The 15,775-nt window shown below is 43.9% G+C and carries 15 protein-coding genes; 3 read left to right on the top strand and 12 right to left on the bottom strand.

Annotation, left to right across the window (positions count from 1 at the left end; all coding sequences use genetic code 11):
* Positions 1-24: 24 nt before the first annotated feature.
* From MWM02_RS01825 to MWM02_RS01790, 8 genes are all read right to left on the bottom strand, one after another.
* A complete protein-coding gene (locus MWM02_RS01825; protein WP_064552192.1) occupies positions 25-462 on the bottom strand; it encodes a YaaR family protein in 438 nt (145 codons plus the stop codon).
* An 11-nt stretch (positions 463-473) separates the two neighbouring features.
* Positions 474-719, bottom strand: coding sequence for a flagellar biosynthesis protein FlhB (locus tag MWM02_RS01820; protein ID WP_244402830.1), 246 nt, complete (start codon positions 717-719; stop codon positions 474-476).
* Positions 716-2,635: a hypothetical protein gene (locus tag MWM02_RS01815; RefSeq protein ID WP_244402829.1), complete on the bottom strand. Its 1,920-nt coding sequence runs from the start codon at positions 2,633-2,635 to the stop codon at positions 716-718. The genes MWM02_RS01820 and MWM02_RS01815 overlap by 4 nt, the downstream gene beginning before the upstream one ends.
* Before the next feature lie 60 nt (positions 2,636-2,695).
* Positions 2,696-3,403 carry a ComF family protein gene (locus tag MWM02_RS01810; protein ID WP_244402828.1) on the bottom strand — a complete coding sequence of 236 codons (708 nt, stop codon included), beginning with the start codon at positions 3,401-3,403 and terminating at the stop codon, positions 2,696-2,698.
* Positions 3,400-4,896: an ATP-dependent helicase ComFA gene (locus MWM02_RS01805; RefSeq protein ID WP_275973745.1), complete on the bottom strand. Its 1,497-nt coding sequence runs from the start codon at positions 4,894-4,896 to the stop codon at positions 3,400-3,402. The genes MWM02_RS01810 and MWM02_RS01805 overlap by 4 nt, the downstream gene beginning before the upstream one ends.
* A gap of 372 nt (positions 4,897-5,268) precedes the next feature.
* Positions 5,269-6,114 (bottom strand): DegV family protein, encoded by an 846-nt coding sequence (locus MWM02_RS01800; protein ID WP_064552197.1) that lies wholly within the window; start codon positions 6,112-6,114, stop codon positions 5,269-5,271.
* Between the two features lie 107 nt (positions 6,115-6,221).
* Positions 6,222-6,902, bottom strand: a complete 681-nt coding sequence (locus MWM02_RS01795) for a response regulator (RefSeq protein WP_064552198.1) — start codon at positions 6,900-6,902, stop codon at positions 6,222-6,224.
* A gap of 34 nt (positions 6,903-6,936) precedes the next feature.
* Positions 6,937-8,085 (bottom strand): sensor histidine kinase, encoded by a 1,149-nt coding sequence (locus MWM02_RS01790; RefSeq protein ID WP_244402827.1) that lies wholly within the window; start codon positions 8,083-8,085, stop codon positions 6,937-6,939.
* Positions 8,086-8,305: 220 nt separating this feature from the next.
* Here MWM02_RS01790 and MWM02_RS01785 point away from each other — a divergent pair, with 220 nt between their 5' ends.
* The 3 genes from MWM02_RS01785 (at position 8,306) to MWM02_RS19550 (ending at position 10,522) form a co-directional block, all read left to right on the top strand.
* Entirely contained in the window at positions 8,306-8,941 is a 636-nt protein-coding gene (locus MWM02_RS01785; RefSeq protein WP_064552200.1) for a YigZ family protein, read from the top strand.
* A 28-nt stretch (positions 8,942-8,969) separates the two neighbouring features.
* Positions 8,970-9,947: an LCP family protein gene (locus MWM02_RS01780; RefSeq protein WP_064552201.1), complete on the top strand. Its 978-nt coding sequence runs from the start codon at positions 8,970-8,972 to the stop codon at positions 9,945-9,947.
* A 302-nt stretch (positions 9,948-10,249) separates the two neighbouring features.
* On the top strand, positions 10,250-10,522 hold the full coding sequence (locus tag MWM02_RS19550) for an IS3 family transposase (protein WP_064552202.1): 273 nt from the start codon (positions 10,250-10,252) through the stop codon (positions 10,520-10,522).
* Here MWM02_RS19550 and MWM02_RS01775 read toward each other — a convergent pair.
* From MWM02_RS01775 to MWM02_RS01760, 4 genes are all read right to left on the bottom strand, one after another.
* Positions 10,475-11,542 (bottom strand): glycosyltransferase family 4 protein, encoded by a 1,068-nt coding sequence (locus tag MWM02_RS01775; protein WP_244402826.1) that lies wholly within the window; start codon positions 11,540-11,542, stop codon positions 10,475-10,477. The genes MWM02_RS19550 and MWM02_RS01775 overlap by 48 nt on opposite strands.
* Before the next feature lie 335 nt (positions 11,543-11,877).
* Positions 11,878-13,383 carry a murein biosynthesis integral membrane protein MurJ gene (gene murJ / locus MWM02_RS01770; protein ID WP_064552204.1) on the bottom strand — a complete coding sequence of 502 codons (1,506 nt, stop codon included), beginning with the start codon at positions 13,381-13,383 and terminating at the stop codon, positions 11,878-11,880.
* Positions 13,384-13,476: 93 nt separating this feature from the next.
* On the bottom strand, positions 13,477-14,571 hold the full coding sequence (locus MWM02_RS01765) for a glycosyltransferase (protein WP_244402825.1): 1,095 nt from the start codon (positions 14,569-14,571) through the stop codon (positions 13,477-13,479).
* The gene (locus MWM02_RS01760) at positions 14,561-15,715 is read right to left on the bottom strand and encodes a polysaccharide pyruvyl transferase family protein (RefSeq protein WP_244402824.1); all 1,155 of its coding nucleotides are present in this window, start codon (positions 15,713-15,715) and stop codon (positions 14,561-14,563) included. Before MWM02_RS01760 ends, MWM02_RS01765 begins: the two co-directional genes overlap by 11 nt.
* Between the last annotated feature and the right edge of the window lie 60 nt (positions 15,716-15,775).

Below are 15,775 nucleotides of genomic sequence, written 5' to 3'. Positions count from 1 at the left end.
TTATTATATAAGACTAAGGAACGCTTACGTATAAATATTGATAATTAACCCTTGGATTTCCCCGATGGTGCTTAAAAGGCCGATTCCTTGTTTTTCTTTTTGCAATACAGCATTCGTTAAATCTATTAACTTTTTATCCACTTCTTTCACCATTTTGTACAAACGCGAACGTCCGCTCCAATTGAAACCATGTTGTTCTGACAATCGCAAGCCGTTTTTTACCGCATCATCCAGCAGCTTTTTCACAAGCTTTTTATATTTTCGCAAATCTTCCACCGAACGCGATTCCGCTAATTTTTTTCCTTGTTCTTCGATTTCTTTCGCAAGCTGATGAAACCGTTCAAGCGCGAGTTCTTCGTTTTGCTTTGCCACGACTTCCGCAAACGATACAGACGAGGAAGCAGCTGCCTCTTTTTTGCTTACGTTCATCATATTCGCTTTTGTGATTTTTTGAATTTCCACATGAATCTCCCCTATTGTTGTTCGATGCTTTTAATTAATTTCAAAATTTCCCCAATAACCGCATAAAGCTGTGAAGGAACGCGATTTTCCGGGTCGACTAAATGTTTGACAAGCGATGGATCGTCTTGCATGGGAACGTGTTGCTGCTGCGCCCGCTTGATCATTTCGTTTACAGTGTTGATTTTAGGTTCCGACAGCTGATCGGCTCCGTTTTGATAACTTGCCAGCGCGGCAAAATGTTGATAACCGTTTTTCATACCTTCCAATCATACCCTTTCCCGCTATTTCTTTCGTTCGTTTTCATTGTTTCCGCCACTGTCTTTTGTTCTTCTTTATTATTCATTTTCGCAAAAGTAATTCCTTTCACATTGTAGCCGATTTCCTCCAGATTTTCTTTAGTCGTTTCTGTTAATGCTTTTAATGCTTCGGTAAGTTTCGCGCTATCCGTTTTAATGGTCACCGTCAAATCTCTTTCCAATGCCTGTAGTAAAATCCCGATTTTCCCGTATTTTTCCGTGTCGAGCAAAAAGTACAGGCTGCAATTTTGCCAATCAAGCTTTCCCCCATCATTTCGGGAATTTAAATAAATATGGACCGTTTCAATTTGATCGTGCAATAACACCGGCACTTGGTAAAACATCGTTTGCATATGATTGCTGGCGTCAAATTTGCTTAACAGCTGCTGGCCTGTCATATTCGCCAAAGCGTGCTCGGCTTGCTGCACGATCATGCTAGGTTCTCCTTTGCTTAATTTCAACAACAACGCCTTTATATTTTGCGGTTCACTGACCGGCTGTTTAGACAGTAAGGCGTGGAACACATCTTTCTCATGGTAAAACCCTAATTGCCGGAATTGTTCGAACGTATTTCTTGCCGAAATTTCCTCACCGAGCGGAAACTTTAATGTCCTTGCCAGTTGCGGCAAAAGCTGCTGCGGCACCGCTTCTGGCTCATCTTCATTTAAATGAAAAGCGGAAACAAAATGCTTCACTTTTACATCCGCTGGCTGAAAGCGAAGCCCTCCAAGCAAATTCTTTACTTCATTCACAACTTTTAAAGCATCGCTCTGCTTTCCTTCAGTAAGCAGCTGCTTCGCCTCCGCCAATTTCGCGCTTGCCTGAAGCATTTGCTTCTCCGTTTTCATATCGGTAAAAAGCATAAACTCTCCTTGCAAAATAGCGCGGTCTAACGTATGAATCACGGCTTCGACGAATTGTTTTGCCTGCTGGCGCGCCGATGTTTGCCCGTTGTTCAACAAAAACGCTGCGTTTTCCAGCTTCTTATTCATTTCGATTTGCAGTTTTTTAAAATCAAGCGCTGCTTGTGAGAGTTTTTCCGTAATCGTCTTCACGATCATATTTTTGGCTGGAGCGGGGAACGCTTGCATCCATTCCTCATTCCAATATGGCCATTCTGTTTGTTGCCCTTCTGCCGTTTCTACAGATGCAGAAATGTGGTCCTTTTGAGGGGCTCTTTGCTCTTCCATTAAGTCTGTTTCGGCTTGAGAGCGGAAAACTTTCGTGCCATTGCCGCCGAAATCGCGGCTGTTCTCCTCCAAAATTTGCAAATTGTTCTCCGCTGAAGTTTGTAAACCGTTCCCCACCGAAGCTTGTAAACTGTTCTCCATTGAAGATTGTAAGCGCGGCAAAAGAGCGAGATGGTCTGCCAGCTGCGTTAATACTTCGCCGAATGATTCGCCATGCAGCGCTTCATGGATGGCCCACAGATGCGATTCGGTCACTTCCAGCTTTTTATTCGCAAGCGCCTGTACCGTTTCCAATTTTTCATTCAGCGTCCCTTTCGCTTTTTCAAAAAAGCGCCTTAATATCGATTTTTCTTCCTTAGACAGGCGAATTCCTTGCGCAAGCAAGATTTGTTCCGCTTTCTCTAATTCACCGGCAGGGAATAAAACGGCGGCCGCGTCATTTGTTTCCGCTGTTTTCGGTACCGCTTGCACTTGTAAAACATGATCTTTTATGCCGATAATTCGCACAACAACTTTATCTTCCTTCGGTATTTCTCCTTGAAAGCGAACAAGCACATCTTGCCCTTTCACCGTTACAATCGCTTCATCGTTGCTTAACTTTTCCTTAATCGTTGCGAAAAATGTTTCTCCCTCTTTCAAAGAAAACGGTACCAGCTCGCTCATGATTAAATCGTTGCGAACTTGCATTTATTTCACGCTCCCGCACTATCCTTACTATTTTTAATATCGGCATGTTTTCTTACAATATTAACCTCTTGCCAATGTAAACGAAGAAACAGAGGCAGCGCCAGCCTTAAGCAACACTTTCGCCGCATGCCTTAATGTTGCCCCTGTCGTATAAATGTCGTCGATTAACACAATATGTTTGCCCTGCAAAGGCGCTTTTTCCGACAGGCGAAAGACGTTTTCTGTCCGCAGCCGTTCAAGGCGCGATTTTTTTGACTGTTTTTCCAGATGACGGCGACAAAGCGATTCGTGAATAGGGAGAGCAAGCAGCTCGGCAAGCGCCTTTGCTTGGTTAAATCCGCGTTCGTACAGGCGCTCAGCGCTGAGAGGAATCGGGACGATCAGAAAGGTATTGTCAAAATGGCGGTAAAATTCGCGGCAAAACTCTTCCTGAAACGCTTTGACAATCGCGTAGTCGCCGCGAAATTTCCAAAGCGCGACCACTTCCTTCATAAATTCATTGTACATGTACACCGACCGATTTTTCGTTAACACATCTTTCCATTCATCGTCCTCTTGCCAACGAACGCAATCGGCGCATAACCTCCTTTGGCGATGCGATGGTTTAAGGCCAGCGAAAGGCCGGCCGCAAATATCGCAAATTTCTCCGTTAATTTTCATCAAAGCGTTGCGGCATTTCGCACAGAGGCAGTCCGCTTTTTTTAACGTCAGAAAATGTTGCCAACTCGCGATCGGATTGTACGGCGCGTGGCAAATCAAACAATTCATTGCGTCCTCAACAGCCCCCTTTCTGCCGCCTCCTTATTCATCCTTTCAATCTGCCGCTTCGCCGCAACCATGCCCCTTGTCTTTCCGTAATGGAAAAAACGGACATCGCCGTCCGGATATTGGGCGCTGCGGCCGACGCGGCCAGCAATTTGCACGAGCGCGCTTTCCGTGAAAATATCGTCTTCGGCACCGAGCACAGCGACATCGATGTTTGGAACGGTTACGCCGCGTTCTAAAATGGTCGTAGTGACAAGAAGCGGAATACGGCCGTCGCGAAACGCCTGCACTTTCTCCGCGCGCCCCGGATCTTCCGCGTGAACGCCTTCGATCCGCTCATCCCGTTGCTTCAAGATACGCACGGCTTGCCCGAGCACATCAATATGGGGGACGAATAAAAACGCTTGTTTTTCTGTTTCGATGCGGGATTGGACCCATGCTGCCACATTGCGGGGAAGGCGCCCGCGCCTTAACTGCCTGCGCCAGTTGCCGCACCATTCGAAGGACGGCACAGGGAGGGGAAATCCGTGATAGCGGGCGGGAATGGTGACAGTTTTCTGTTTGCCGCGCCTGATTTCCCGCTGCCATTCCGGATGAGGGGTTGCAGTCAAATAAATAAGGCTGGACTCTGCTTTGCGCGCTTTTGCGGCGGCATACTCGAGCATTGGCTCAACGGAGTACGGAAAGGCATCAACTTCATCAATCACCATCACGTCAAAAGCGCGGTAAAACCGTAAAAGTTGATGGGTGGTGGAAATAACAAGTGGGGCGAATTTGCCGCGGTCTTCACTGCCGCCGTACAAGGCGACCAATGGAACGCTCGGAAACACCTGCCGCAAGCGGGGAGCAAGCTCGCGCACGACATCGGTCCTTGGCGTGGCGATGCATACGCGCTTTCCCATCTCCAGCGCCCGCGCGATTCCTTGAAACAGCACCTCAGTTTTGCCTGCTCCGCACACCGCCCAGACAAGCAATTCGCTATTCTGCGCGATCGCGTCTTCGACCGCATCGGCGGCCCTCTGTTGTCCTTTGGATAACGTTCCGTTCCAAGCAAGTGGGGAAAGATAGCGGGGCTGCGGAAAAGAAAAGCGGGAGGCAACAAGTGGCGTGCATTCGCTGACGCGTCCCATCATAATGCATTTGCGGCAATACGTACAAACTGTATGGCAGCGGTCGCAAGGAAACGAGGAGAAAAAATGGGCTTCCTCGTTTCCGCATCTCATGCAGCGCCATCCATGTTTCGTTTTCACAATTCCTTTTTCATAGAAAAGATAACCGTGTTCATAATGCATTCGAATGATATCGAGAGGAAATGGAAGTTCTTCAAGAAGAAGCTGTCTTCCTTCCAAAAATGAAAGGAGTTCCGGGGAGTAATGAAACCCGGGGGTTGGCTGGATCGAAGACGTGAAATCGATATGAGCGATCGGTTTAGCATCTTTATCGTTTTTTGCCAACGCTTCGGGGATGAGCCTTCCTTTGTCCGCGATAAAACGCATACACTCCCTCCATTTCCTATTGTTCATCCCTATACCGTATAAACGAGAGGTTCTTTATGGTTCCAATTTAATCATTAGGCAAAATCCCGCTCTTGGTCCAGCGGAAAATAAAAGCGCCGTGTGCTGCTTTTTATGCAAAGTCTAAGGCTTCAGCCTCTTTATGACTTTATTGATGGCGCGTAAAATTTGCTGGACCAAAAGAAATTTTGTCTCTAAATCCAGCGAACTCGGAACGCCGGAAACCAAAAGCGCTGCATCCTTCGTTCTGTTCCCGTTTCTCTTGCACATCGAGTAACTTTGTTAGGGGGCAAGAGCGATGGCTTCCTTCCTTTTCCCATAAAATCCATGAAAACTTCGCATCATCACCAAAAATTACGGTTGATACCACGTTAGTCCTAACGCGCCTTCGCCAAGGTGGGTGGCGATGACGGGACCGAAATAGCTAATGGTAAATTCGACGTTCGGATAAAGGCTCGATAATTGCTGCTTCCATTGTTCCGCCTCATCTGGGCGGTTGGCGTGAATGATCGCCGCTTTTAACGGCACGCCTTTTGCCGCGTCTTCTGCCAATAGCTCTTCAATTCGCTTGATCGCTTTTTTACGCGTGCGAATTTTTTCAAACGGAACGATCACTTTATTTTCAAAGTGAAGCAGCGGCTTGATTTGCAGCAGACCGCCGATAAACGCCTGCGCACCTGTCAATCTTCCGCCGCGCTGCAGATGCGCCAAATCGTCCACCATAAAGTAGGCGCGCAACGTTTTTTTCATTTCATCGATCCGTGCGATGATTTCTTCCGGCGATTTTCCGTCAAGCGCCATTTTCGCTGCTTCGATCGCGTAAAAACCTTGCGCCATGCAGCTGATTTCCGAATCGTACGCGTATACTTTCAGCCCATCGACCATATTTCCTGCCGTCAGCGCGCCTTGGTATGTCCCGCTGATGCCGCTCGAGAGATGGATGCTGATGACCGCATCGTACCCTTCGTCGCGGAGCGATGTAAATAGTTCGACAAACTCGCCAACCGCTGGCTGGGATGTCGTCGGCAGTTCTTTATGCTGCTTTACTTTTTCATAAAATTGTTCCGCGCTAATGTCGATTTCCTCGCGATACGTTTCCCCGCCAAACGCGACGCTTAGCGGAATCATACGAATTCTCAACCTATCGCGCACATCTTTTGGAATGTATGCGGTGCTATCCGTTACAATTGCTGTTTTCATCGTTCATACCTTCCTCATCCATCCGTTTTTGTTACCTATTGTAGCGGAAAATGAAACAAATTTCATTATCATCAACTCGGTAAGCGCTTGACAATCTTCGACGAAAACTAGCGGACTTCGACCCAGCCGTTTTTGATGGCGACAATTACCGCTTGTGTACGATCATTCACGTTCAGTTTTTGCAAAATATTGCTTACATGGTTTTTCACCGTTTTTTCGCTAATATACAGCGCCTCGCCGATGCCACGGTTGCTTTTTCCGTCTGCTAATAGCTGCAACACTTCACATTCGCGGCGCGTTAACAGATGAAGCGGCCAGCGGGCTTCCCGCTTTCCTTCTTCCTCCTTCTCGCTTTTTCCAGTCGAAAGCCGGCGGTATTCGCGAATTAAATTATGCGTAATCTTCGGATGCAAGTACGAGCCGCCTTCCGCGACGATTTTCACCGCCTCAATTAACGTATCTGCATCCATTTCTTTTAATAAATAGCCGGTAGCGCCCATTTGCAATGCGCGCATCACATAGTTTTCGTCATCATGAATCGAAAGAACGACAATTTTGGTGTCAGGATACGTTTCAATCAGCTGTTTCGTTGCCTCCACTCCGTTGATGTTTGGCATGTTAATATCCATGATGACGATGTCAGGACGATATTGTTCCACAATTGCAAGCGCGTCGCTTCCATCCGACCCCTCGGCGACCACCTCAAACTCCTCTTCAAATTCTAAAATCCGCTTCATCCCTTCACGAAATAATTGATGATCGTCAATAATGGCAATGCGTGTTTTCATGATGCCTCTCCTCCTTTTTTTAGTGTTATTGTGCTTATATGTTCAATGGAATACGGATGAAAATCGTCGTGCCAGCCCCAATCTTCGACCGAATAGTTAACGTTCCTTCCAACAAGTCAACCCGCTCTTTCATGCCCATTAACCCAAAGGCATTTTCTTTTTTAACAGTTGTGTCAAACCCTTTCCCGTTATCTTTCACCACCACAAGCAGCTGGTTATTATTACCCATTTCCGTTTTCACTTCAATTTTCGTCGCTTCAGCATGTTTCAGGGCATTTTGTACCGCTTCTTGAACGAGGCGAAACACCGCAACTTCCAAACGGGGCGGAAGCCTCATTTCTTCCCCAATATGTACGAACGAGATATCGATTCCTTTATTATAGTCTTCGATCGTTTGCAAGTATTTTCTTAGCGTAGGAACTAAGCCTAAATCGTCAAGCGCCATTGGTCTTAAATCATAAATAATTCTTCGTACTTCGTAAAGAGCAGAACGAACCATTTTTTTAAAATCGCGGATTTCCAAAATAGCCGCTTCAATCCCACGATCTTTTAACACTTTTTCCATTAAATCGGAACGAATAATGACGTGCGCAAGCATTTGTGCCGGACCGTCGTGAATTTCCCGCGACAGCCGTTTCCGTTCTTCTTCCTGTGCTTCAATAATTTTCAACCCAAATTCTTGCTTTTGTCTCGCTCCTTCAATAAATTCACCGACTTGGCGGAAATCGCTAGTTAGATAATTAAGAACAACCGTAACTTGCCCAACTAAATGATCGGCACGTTCGATCGTTTCTTTCAGCCCGATTAAACGCCGCTCCAGCTCATCCCGACGCAACCGCAACTGTTTTTCCCTCTCGCGGACCATCGCCAGCGCCATATGCAATTCATGCGCTTTTTCATACGCTTCGCGGATTTCATCTTCTGAATGCAGCGCGAAATTTCGGCTCACTTCTGAAAGGCGCTGGCGGGACATCCGGGTTTGTACTTCGAGCTTGTCTGCCTCCTCGATCGTCTTTTCGATCGCCGACTTCACGTCTGCCAATTCCTTAAGCATCCATTCGTATTCTTGGCGCGATTGTTCGCCAATTCGAAAAATTTCGTCTTTGCTATGTTGAACGGTGTCGATCATTTTTTCGACAATTTTATCCAATTCTTTTACGTCCAAGCTTTTATTTGTCGACATACAACATCCTCCATAAACGAGTTGCTGCGATGTTTTCCCATTTTGCGCACAAGTGCCAAAAAAATTTATTTGAAGGAAAAAAGTTGTCGATTTATAATAAAAAAAGCATCTACTAACAATCTAGCTCTTGCCTACTAAAATAGTATAACATGTTTTTTTGTAAAAACCTTGTCAATTTTTTATCTAGACTCGTTTTCGTTGCAGCGGGGTGATTTTTGTTTTGTTGCAAAAATACTATACAGTAAAAGGATACGGCGAAAATGAAATCGTCATTGAAAAATCTCGCTTTATTTGCTATATCAACAGAGCAACTACGGAAGAAGAAGCAGTTCAATTTATCCAACAAATAAAAAAAAAGCATTGGGACGCGACTCATAACTGTTCTGCCTACATTATCGGCGAACACGATCAAATCCAAAAAGCGAACGATGACGGTGAACCGAGCGGTACCGCCGGCATTCCGATGCTGGAGGTGCTGAAGAAAAAAGGGCTGAAAGATACCGTCGCTGTTGTCACCCGATATTTTGGCGGCATTAAACTTGGGGCGGGCGGCCTTGTGCGCGCATACGGAAAATCCGTGTCGGAAGGGCTGAAAGCAGCTGGCATCGTCGAACGCCGCCTTGCGCGCATCATGCATGTCACCATCGATTATACGTGGCTCGGAAAAGTGGAAAATGAATTGCGCTCTTCTGACTATACTATAAAAGACACCCATTACTCAGAAAACGTCGAACTTGAAATTTTTGTCGAGGAAGCAGAAAAGCAAACGTTCGTCGACTGGATAACTGAGCTGACAAACGGAAGGGCAAAAATCGCCGAAGGGGAAACGGAATATCTCGAAACGGACGTCTTATAATCCAAAACGATAAAAAGGAGTCATCATCATGGTAAATGAAAGAAAGATGATAAATGAGCGAAAGCGATACAAAAAGCGAAAAAAGAAAAAGCGCAGAAGACGCATTTTATTCGGGCTGTTTATTCTCAGCTTATTGCTGTTAGCCAGTTCTTTAGGATATGCTTCATTTTTAATGCATAAAGCCGAATCGGTGATGAACAAGTCGTATGAAATGCTCAGACACGATAATACAAAGTCTCTTGACCCAAAAAAGGATAATTTTGCTGTGCTGTTTATCGGCGTCGATGACAGCCGTTCACGCAATTTTAAAAAAGATACCAGGTCCGATGCGCTTATTCTTGCCACGTTTAACGCTAAAGACAAGTCGGTGAAAATGGTGAGCATTCCGCGCGACTCATATGTATATATCCCGTGCGAGGACAAATATGATAAAATTACGCACGCACATGCTTATGGAGGCGTCAAGTGCACCGTTGAATCAGTCGAAAATTTATTTGATATTCATATCAATTATTACGTTAAAATGAATTTCTACGCCTTCATGGATGTGGTCGATGCATTGGGCGGAATCGAAGTCGAAGTTCCTTATGACATTAAAGAAAAAGATTCAGAAGACCATCGCAATGCTATTGTACTGAAAAAAGGGCTTCATAAGTTAAACGGTGAAGAAGCGCTCGCCCTTGCGAGAACTCGAAAGAAAGATAACGACATCGAACGCGGAAAACGCCAGCAGGAAATTTTAAAAGCGATTTTGAAGAAAGCAAGCCAGGCGAGCTCCATCACAAAATACGACGATGTCATCGAAGCGGTCGGAAGCAACATGAAAACGAACTTCACGTTTGACCAGATAAAATCTCTCGTCTATTATGTCATAAGTAACAAAAATATCTCAATTGAATCGCTCCATCTCACCGGAACAGACCATAATGACGGAGTTTATTACTACATGTTAGACGAACAGTCTGTACAAGAAATAAGTGAAACGCTCCAAAATCATTTGCGATGATCATGCGGGCGCTGAGACGGCATCTCGTAGCACCGTTGAGAATTAAAAAACGACACCAGAAACCGATATATTATCCCCTTATAGTAGACAGAAAAAAGGATGGACTGTTTACTATGGAGGGGATATTTTTATGGGAAAAACAGAAAAACTGCAACAAAGAAATATTGGTATAAGGAATGGACTAAGCGCAAAATCATGGATCACTTTCACATCTCTTCGTCGATGTTACTAGATGGGTTACTCACTATAAAAATGTAGGGCCAGTATGTCCGGAAAAAGGGAATTGTTTAGATAATGCTTGTATGGAAAAGTTTTTTAGCCGTTTAAAGACAGAATGCATCTATATGGATCCATTGGAAACAGCTGAAGAAATGAAGCAAGCCGTTTTACAATATACAACAATGAACGGATACAAACGAAATAAAACAGCTGTAGCCCTAAAAAATATCTGGCTACAGCTGCTTAATAATAAGAGTCTGCTTAATATAGGGGTAAGCACAAACCCAAATGACCCTTTTTATTTTTTATTAATTTTGCTTTCCGCCGGCATAGCGAATGACCCGCACAATTTTTAAAATCGGGCGATAATTGCTGTCAACTAGGCCAATTTTTTCTGCCACTAATTCAAGAGCAAGCAAAACAACAGCCAGTATGATCATCGATACCCATACAGCAGCCTGCGATAAAATAATCGCTATGAGTCCAAACAAAGCGCTCATGCCATAAATAATAAGGACCGTTTGGCGATGACTATATCCAAGCCGAAGCAAACAATGATGCAAATGTGATTTGTCTGGCGCAGATAAAGGCTGCTTTTTGACTATTCGGCGAATGATTGCAAAAAAGGTGTCTGAAATCGGCACTCCTAAAATTAGCACAGGGATGACAAATGAGATGAATGTGACGTTTTTAAACCCCAACAATGCCAATACGGAAATCATATATCCCAAAAACAAAGCGCCTGTATCGCCCATAAAAATTTTCGCTGGATGGAAATTATATAATAAAAATCCCAACGTGCTTCCAAGCATAATTAACCCTACTGAGGAAACGAACCAGTCGCCCATAATGATCGCCATTCCAGAAATAGTAATTAAGGCAATCGCAGACACTCCCGCGGCTAGTCCGTCAAGCCCATCGATTAAGTTAATGGCATTGGTGATTCCCACAATCCAAATAATGGAGATCGGGATGCTCAATATCCCAAAGTGCAGCTCTCCTCCAAACGGAAGGTTGATGAAGGTGACTTGCACCCCGCCAATGACCACCACAATAAATGCGGCGATAAGCTGACCTAAAAACTTTATTTTTGCCGGAAGTTCATAAATGTCATCAAGAACACCGATAATAACAATAATCAAGCTTCCAAGCAAAATATACACCCAGTCTTCATTCCATGGACGCAAAATTGAATAACCGATCAAAAAGCTGATATATATCGCTAAACCGCCTAAACGCGGCATTACTTTCTGGTGCACCTTCCGATAGTTTGGCTTATCAGTCGCTCCAACAACAAACGCTAATTTTTTTACAATTGGAGTTAAAACAACCGAACAGGCAAAACATATAAGCAGCGTCATCCATAAATATAACATGGGAAAATTCCTCCCTTAAGTTCTAGGATAACCACTCATTCCACTTCCAACTCGAAACGGTTATTTCCATTTTTTTAAATTCATTTCCAAACGCTTGCAGCGCTTCAATCCCACAGCGTTGATTATAACATATTAACTCTATTACATAAATACAAAATTCACTTAAAATCTATTAATCTTCTCTTCATATCTATTCGAACATATGTATTTTTTCTGTACGTCAACTATCTGAACCGCGTCCTACTTATGGTGCAAAATTTCTTGGGCTCAATGGACCATCTGCGTTTTAGATAGATCACAAATAAACGGGTACCCTCCATCAAAAAAACGGCTGCCTATTTCATCATCGGCAGCCGTTGAAAAGACATTAAGCGGAATGATTTTAGCAAAAGAAAAGAAAAGAGAAAAAACGTGAGCCCGCCTATGGAAATATTCGCAATATGATTGTGAAAATCTACATATTTACGAATCATTGATGCGGCAATCGTTGCACAAATAGCATACAAGAAAAGCCGAAGCCACTGAGTTTCTTTTTTAGGTTGAAGGCGCAGCTGTACTACGCTTGCAACAATCAGCATCAGAAATTGAACAATAGCGCTAATCGTCGTTCCCCATGCCACAGCATCCGCCCCATATTTTCCAATGAACAGCTTAATAATCAAAATATTGACGCCAAACACGGAAATTATTCCGGTAGCTACTGGAACGAGCGATTTTTCCATCGCATAAAAAAATCGGGTAACAAACAGATTGGCAGCTTGGGCGAACATCCCGATGATAAAAATTTTCAGCATCATCGCCGTCATTTTTGTCGATTGCGCCGTAAATGAGCCATATTCAAAAATTAGCTTTACCATTTCTTCGGCGTAAAAATAAACAAAAATCGAAACAGGAATAATAATCATAAATAGCGATTTCAGCCCGCGGAAAAATATCGATGAAATGCCATCATAATCCTTCTCCGCTGTTTTTTTGGCAAGCATTGGGTAGATCACTGTCGTTACGCTAGTCATTAAAATCACTTGCGGTAGTTGGACAAATTTCAAAGCATAGTTTAAAGCCGCCACATAACCGGCCTCGAGCTGTGAGGCAAACATGCGCTGAATAAAAATATATAATTGCAGCGTCGCGCCGCCAAATAAGACAGGTATCGCAATTTTTAACATTCTAGCGATGTATTCCGGCTCCGTCGACACCAATTGAAACCGAAAACAGTGCAAGTTGTTTTTCCGCAGCTGAACAAACAAAATCATCAGCATCACCGCGGCACTTGCCACCGCTCCCCATCCATATGCATAAATGCCGCAAAAAGGATAAAGCAGCACGACCAGCAGCACAAACATCCCGTTATTCACCAATGTCGCAACAGCAGCGCCATAAAATTGATTTTGCGCGTTTAAAATGCCAGAAAACCACATCGAAAAAACAAGAAAGAGCGCAGACGGAGCCGTGATAACAAAAAGCTGCGACGTCATCATCAACTGCGAACCGGCGAGGCCTGAAAAAAAGAATGCGACAATTGGTTTTGAAAACAGCATTAATCCTGCCGTGAGCAATAATAAGAAAATCAACATATATGTAAATACAGTATTGTGAAAGCGCTGCTTCTCTGTATCGTTCGCCATTTTACTATAGATGCTAATGTAGGCGGTCGTAACCGCCCCGCCAAGTACTAGATACAGAAAGTTCGGAATGGTATAAGCCAAAACAACACTGTCTGCTAATGAGGACGTGCCAAAATGATATCCAATCATCACTTCACGCACAAAACCGAAAAACCGTGACAATATGTTAATAACAGTGACAACACCAATAATTTGAAACAGACGTTTTCTGTTCACATCCTCACCTGCTATACCGCCAATTTTCTCTTCGTTCAGAATTGGTATTCAAAATAATAACATACAGCACATGTTATTCCGTCTTCGCTCTACTTAAACATGATCGTAAAGCTGAAGAATCTGGTCAATGATTCTCTCCTGATCATTTTCTTGGGCACGCGCCTCTCCTTTTTGAATCAGCTGTTTCCGAAGAGTAGCATCATCAAGCATTTTTTTCATTCCCTCGAATAAGGAGTCTGGATTGCCAGGCTCCACAAGCACACCTGCCCCATCACCAAGCAAATAAGCTAATCCGCCAACACGGCTTCCGACAACAGGCGTATGGCAAGACATCGCCTCTAACGCCACCAATCCAAATCCTTCTAAATGTGAAGGCAAAACAAACATCTCTGCAGCGGCCATCCACACTGCTACATCCTTCTGATCCATCGCGTCCAATATATGTACATCGTTGATTTCCGCTTCCTTCACGCGATGAATGAGTTCATGATAAAAGGCGTTATCCTTTTTAGCGCCAATCATATAGAGCGATACAGAAGGGTATGCTTTTTTCAATTTCGAAAATGCCTCAACCAATTCGACTAGTCCTTTTTGGCGAATAATATTTCCAACAAATAAAATCGGAATCTCATGTTCGTCGATCCCGCAGCGTTTTCTCGCTTCATCTTTATCCAGCGGCTGAAATATGCGGCGGTTTACGCCCATATTAATCACAGAGATGTTTTCTTCAGGAACGCCGAATTCATTGCGAATCTGCTCGGCAAGTTTGTGCCCCACCGCAATGACATGGTCCGCCTCCCGCAAAATGGTCGTTGTCCATTGCCGAATCCTTCCGCTTTTGTTGGCCATTCGGTCAATGTCCCCGCCATGAGCAGTCACAATCAACTTCGCCTTCCACCATTTTTTATACCATAATCCCAACATTCCTGTAGGGAAAACGTAATGAGCGTGAACAACATCATAACCTCGGCCTTTTGTCACACAATGAATCAACGTCCGAAGAAACCACAAAATATATTTCGTTAGGACATTTACCTTGTCATTGCGCGGATTCGTTACAGCAATAACATCCACATGCAGCCCGCGGCCGCGAAGAGCTTCCACTTGATTTTTCACAAAAATGCCAAATGACTTTGCCGTTTCTGTTGGATACATGTTGCTTAACACTAATACCTTTTTACCGGACATGTTTCTCACCACTTAAGCGCAGCAATTCAATGCCTTCCCCTGCTTTTTCCCTCATTTGTTCAGCTATTTGCCTCGTTTCGCGCTGGATGTCCACCCATTTTTTCTCCATTTTCTCTACGATCTGCACAATCGAAGCTGGTTCCATTCCTAGCGCTTCGACAGAAACATAGCGATCTGTCTGGCTGATAAACGATAAAAAATGATAAACTTTCGGATGATAGCCAATACCAATGATTGGGGTTTTTGCGACAACCGCCAAAATCAATGAATGCAGCCGCGTTCCAATCACAAGATCATGGGAAGCACAAAGAGTGACAATATCATTTGGATGCAAATTTTCATCAATAATAGTGACACGATCGCTATGTTTCATTAATGAGGCAATATCCTTTGTAACTTGCACATCCTGGGGGTATTTCGTTGAAAAAAACGTAACAGCCACGTTCTTTTTCTCAATAAGTTGATCTAAATTTTTCGCCATTCCAGTAACGTAATTGGAGTACTTTTGTTCATTCGAAGTAGGCCAATATTTTCCATTATAATATGGCACAGCGGTAACGGCTACTTTTTGAACAAAATGCGATTCTCGTTTTTTATTCGGAGCGGCCAAATAAAGTGCTGGATCACCGATGACATGTATGTCCCTTTTCACCCCGAGCACCTGCAACAGCCGTTTCGATTGCTCATCTCGAACGGAAAGGCAGCAGGCTTTTTGGGATAATTGTTTAATGAAAAAGGCTCCTAGCTTCGTTTCAATCGGCCCCACTCCCACTCCGTAAACAATCACTTTGCATCCTGCGTAGTGTCCTAATAATCCAAGAGTAGCGTATAATGGACCGTCCCATTTATACAAATCCATGAGAATCCCGCCGCCACCCACAATGATGACGTCGAGATTTCTCATAATCAAATAATTTTCTTTTAATGTTTTCATGATAGAAAACAGGAGAGGGCCTTTGCGGTGAAAAATAGGGACTGCTTGAACCCCGTATCGTTGTTCTGTGTCCTTGGGATTGTTGCTAAAAACGATAATATCTTCGTTAGGGATGGACAACTCTTCTATCAACTGTTTTAAAATTCCTGTTAAAATTGCCTCATCTCCATTGTTATTGTGACCATAGTTTCCAATAATACCTATCTTCATAAAAAACACCTTTTTAAAAATGATTGTCGAAAAATGTTGTGCGTCTCAACTTTATTCATT

It is taken from the genome of Parageobacillus sp. KH3-4 (genome assembly GCF_022846435.1).
In the GTDB taxonomy this organism is placed as follows: Bacteria; Bacillota; Bacilli; order Bacillales; family Anoxybacillaceae; genus Parageobacillus; species Parageobacillus thermoglucosidasius_A.
Note: the sequence above shows the minus strand (reverse complement) of the source record. Positions and strands in the feature narration are given on the sequence as shown.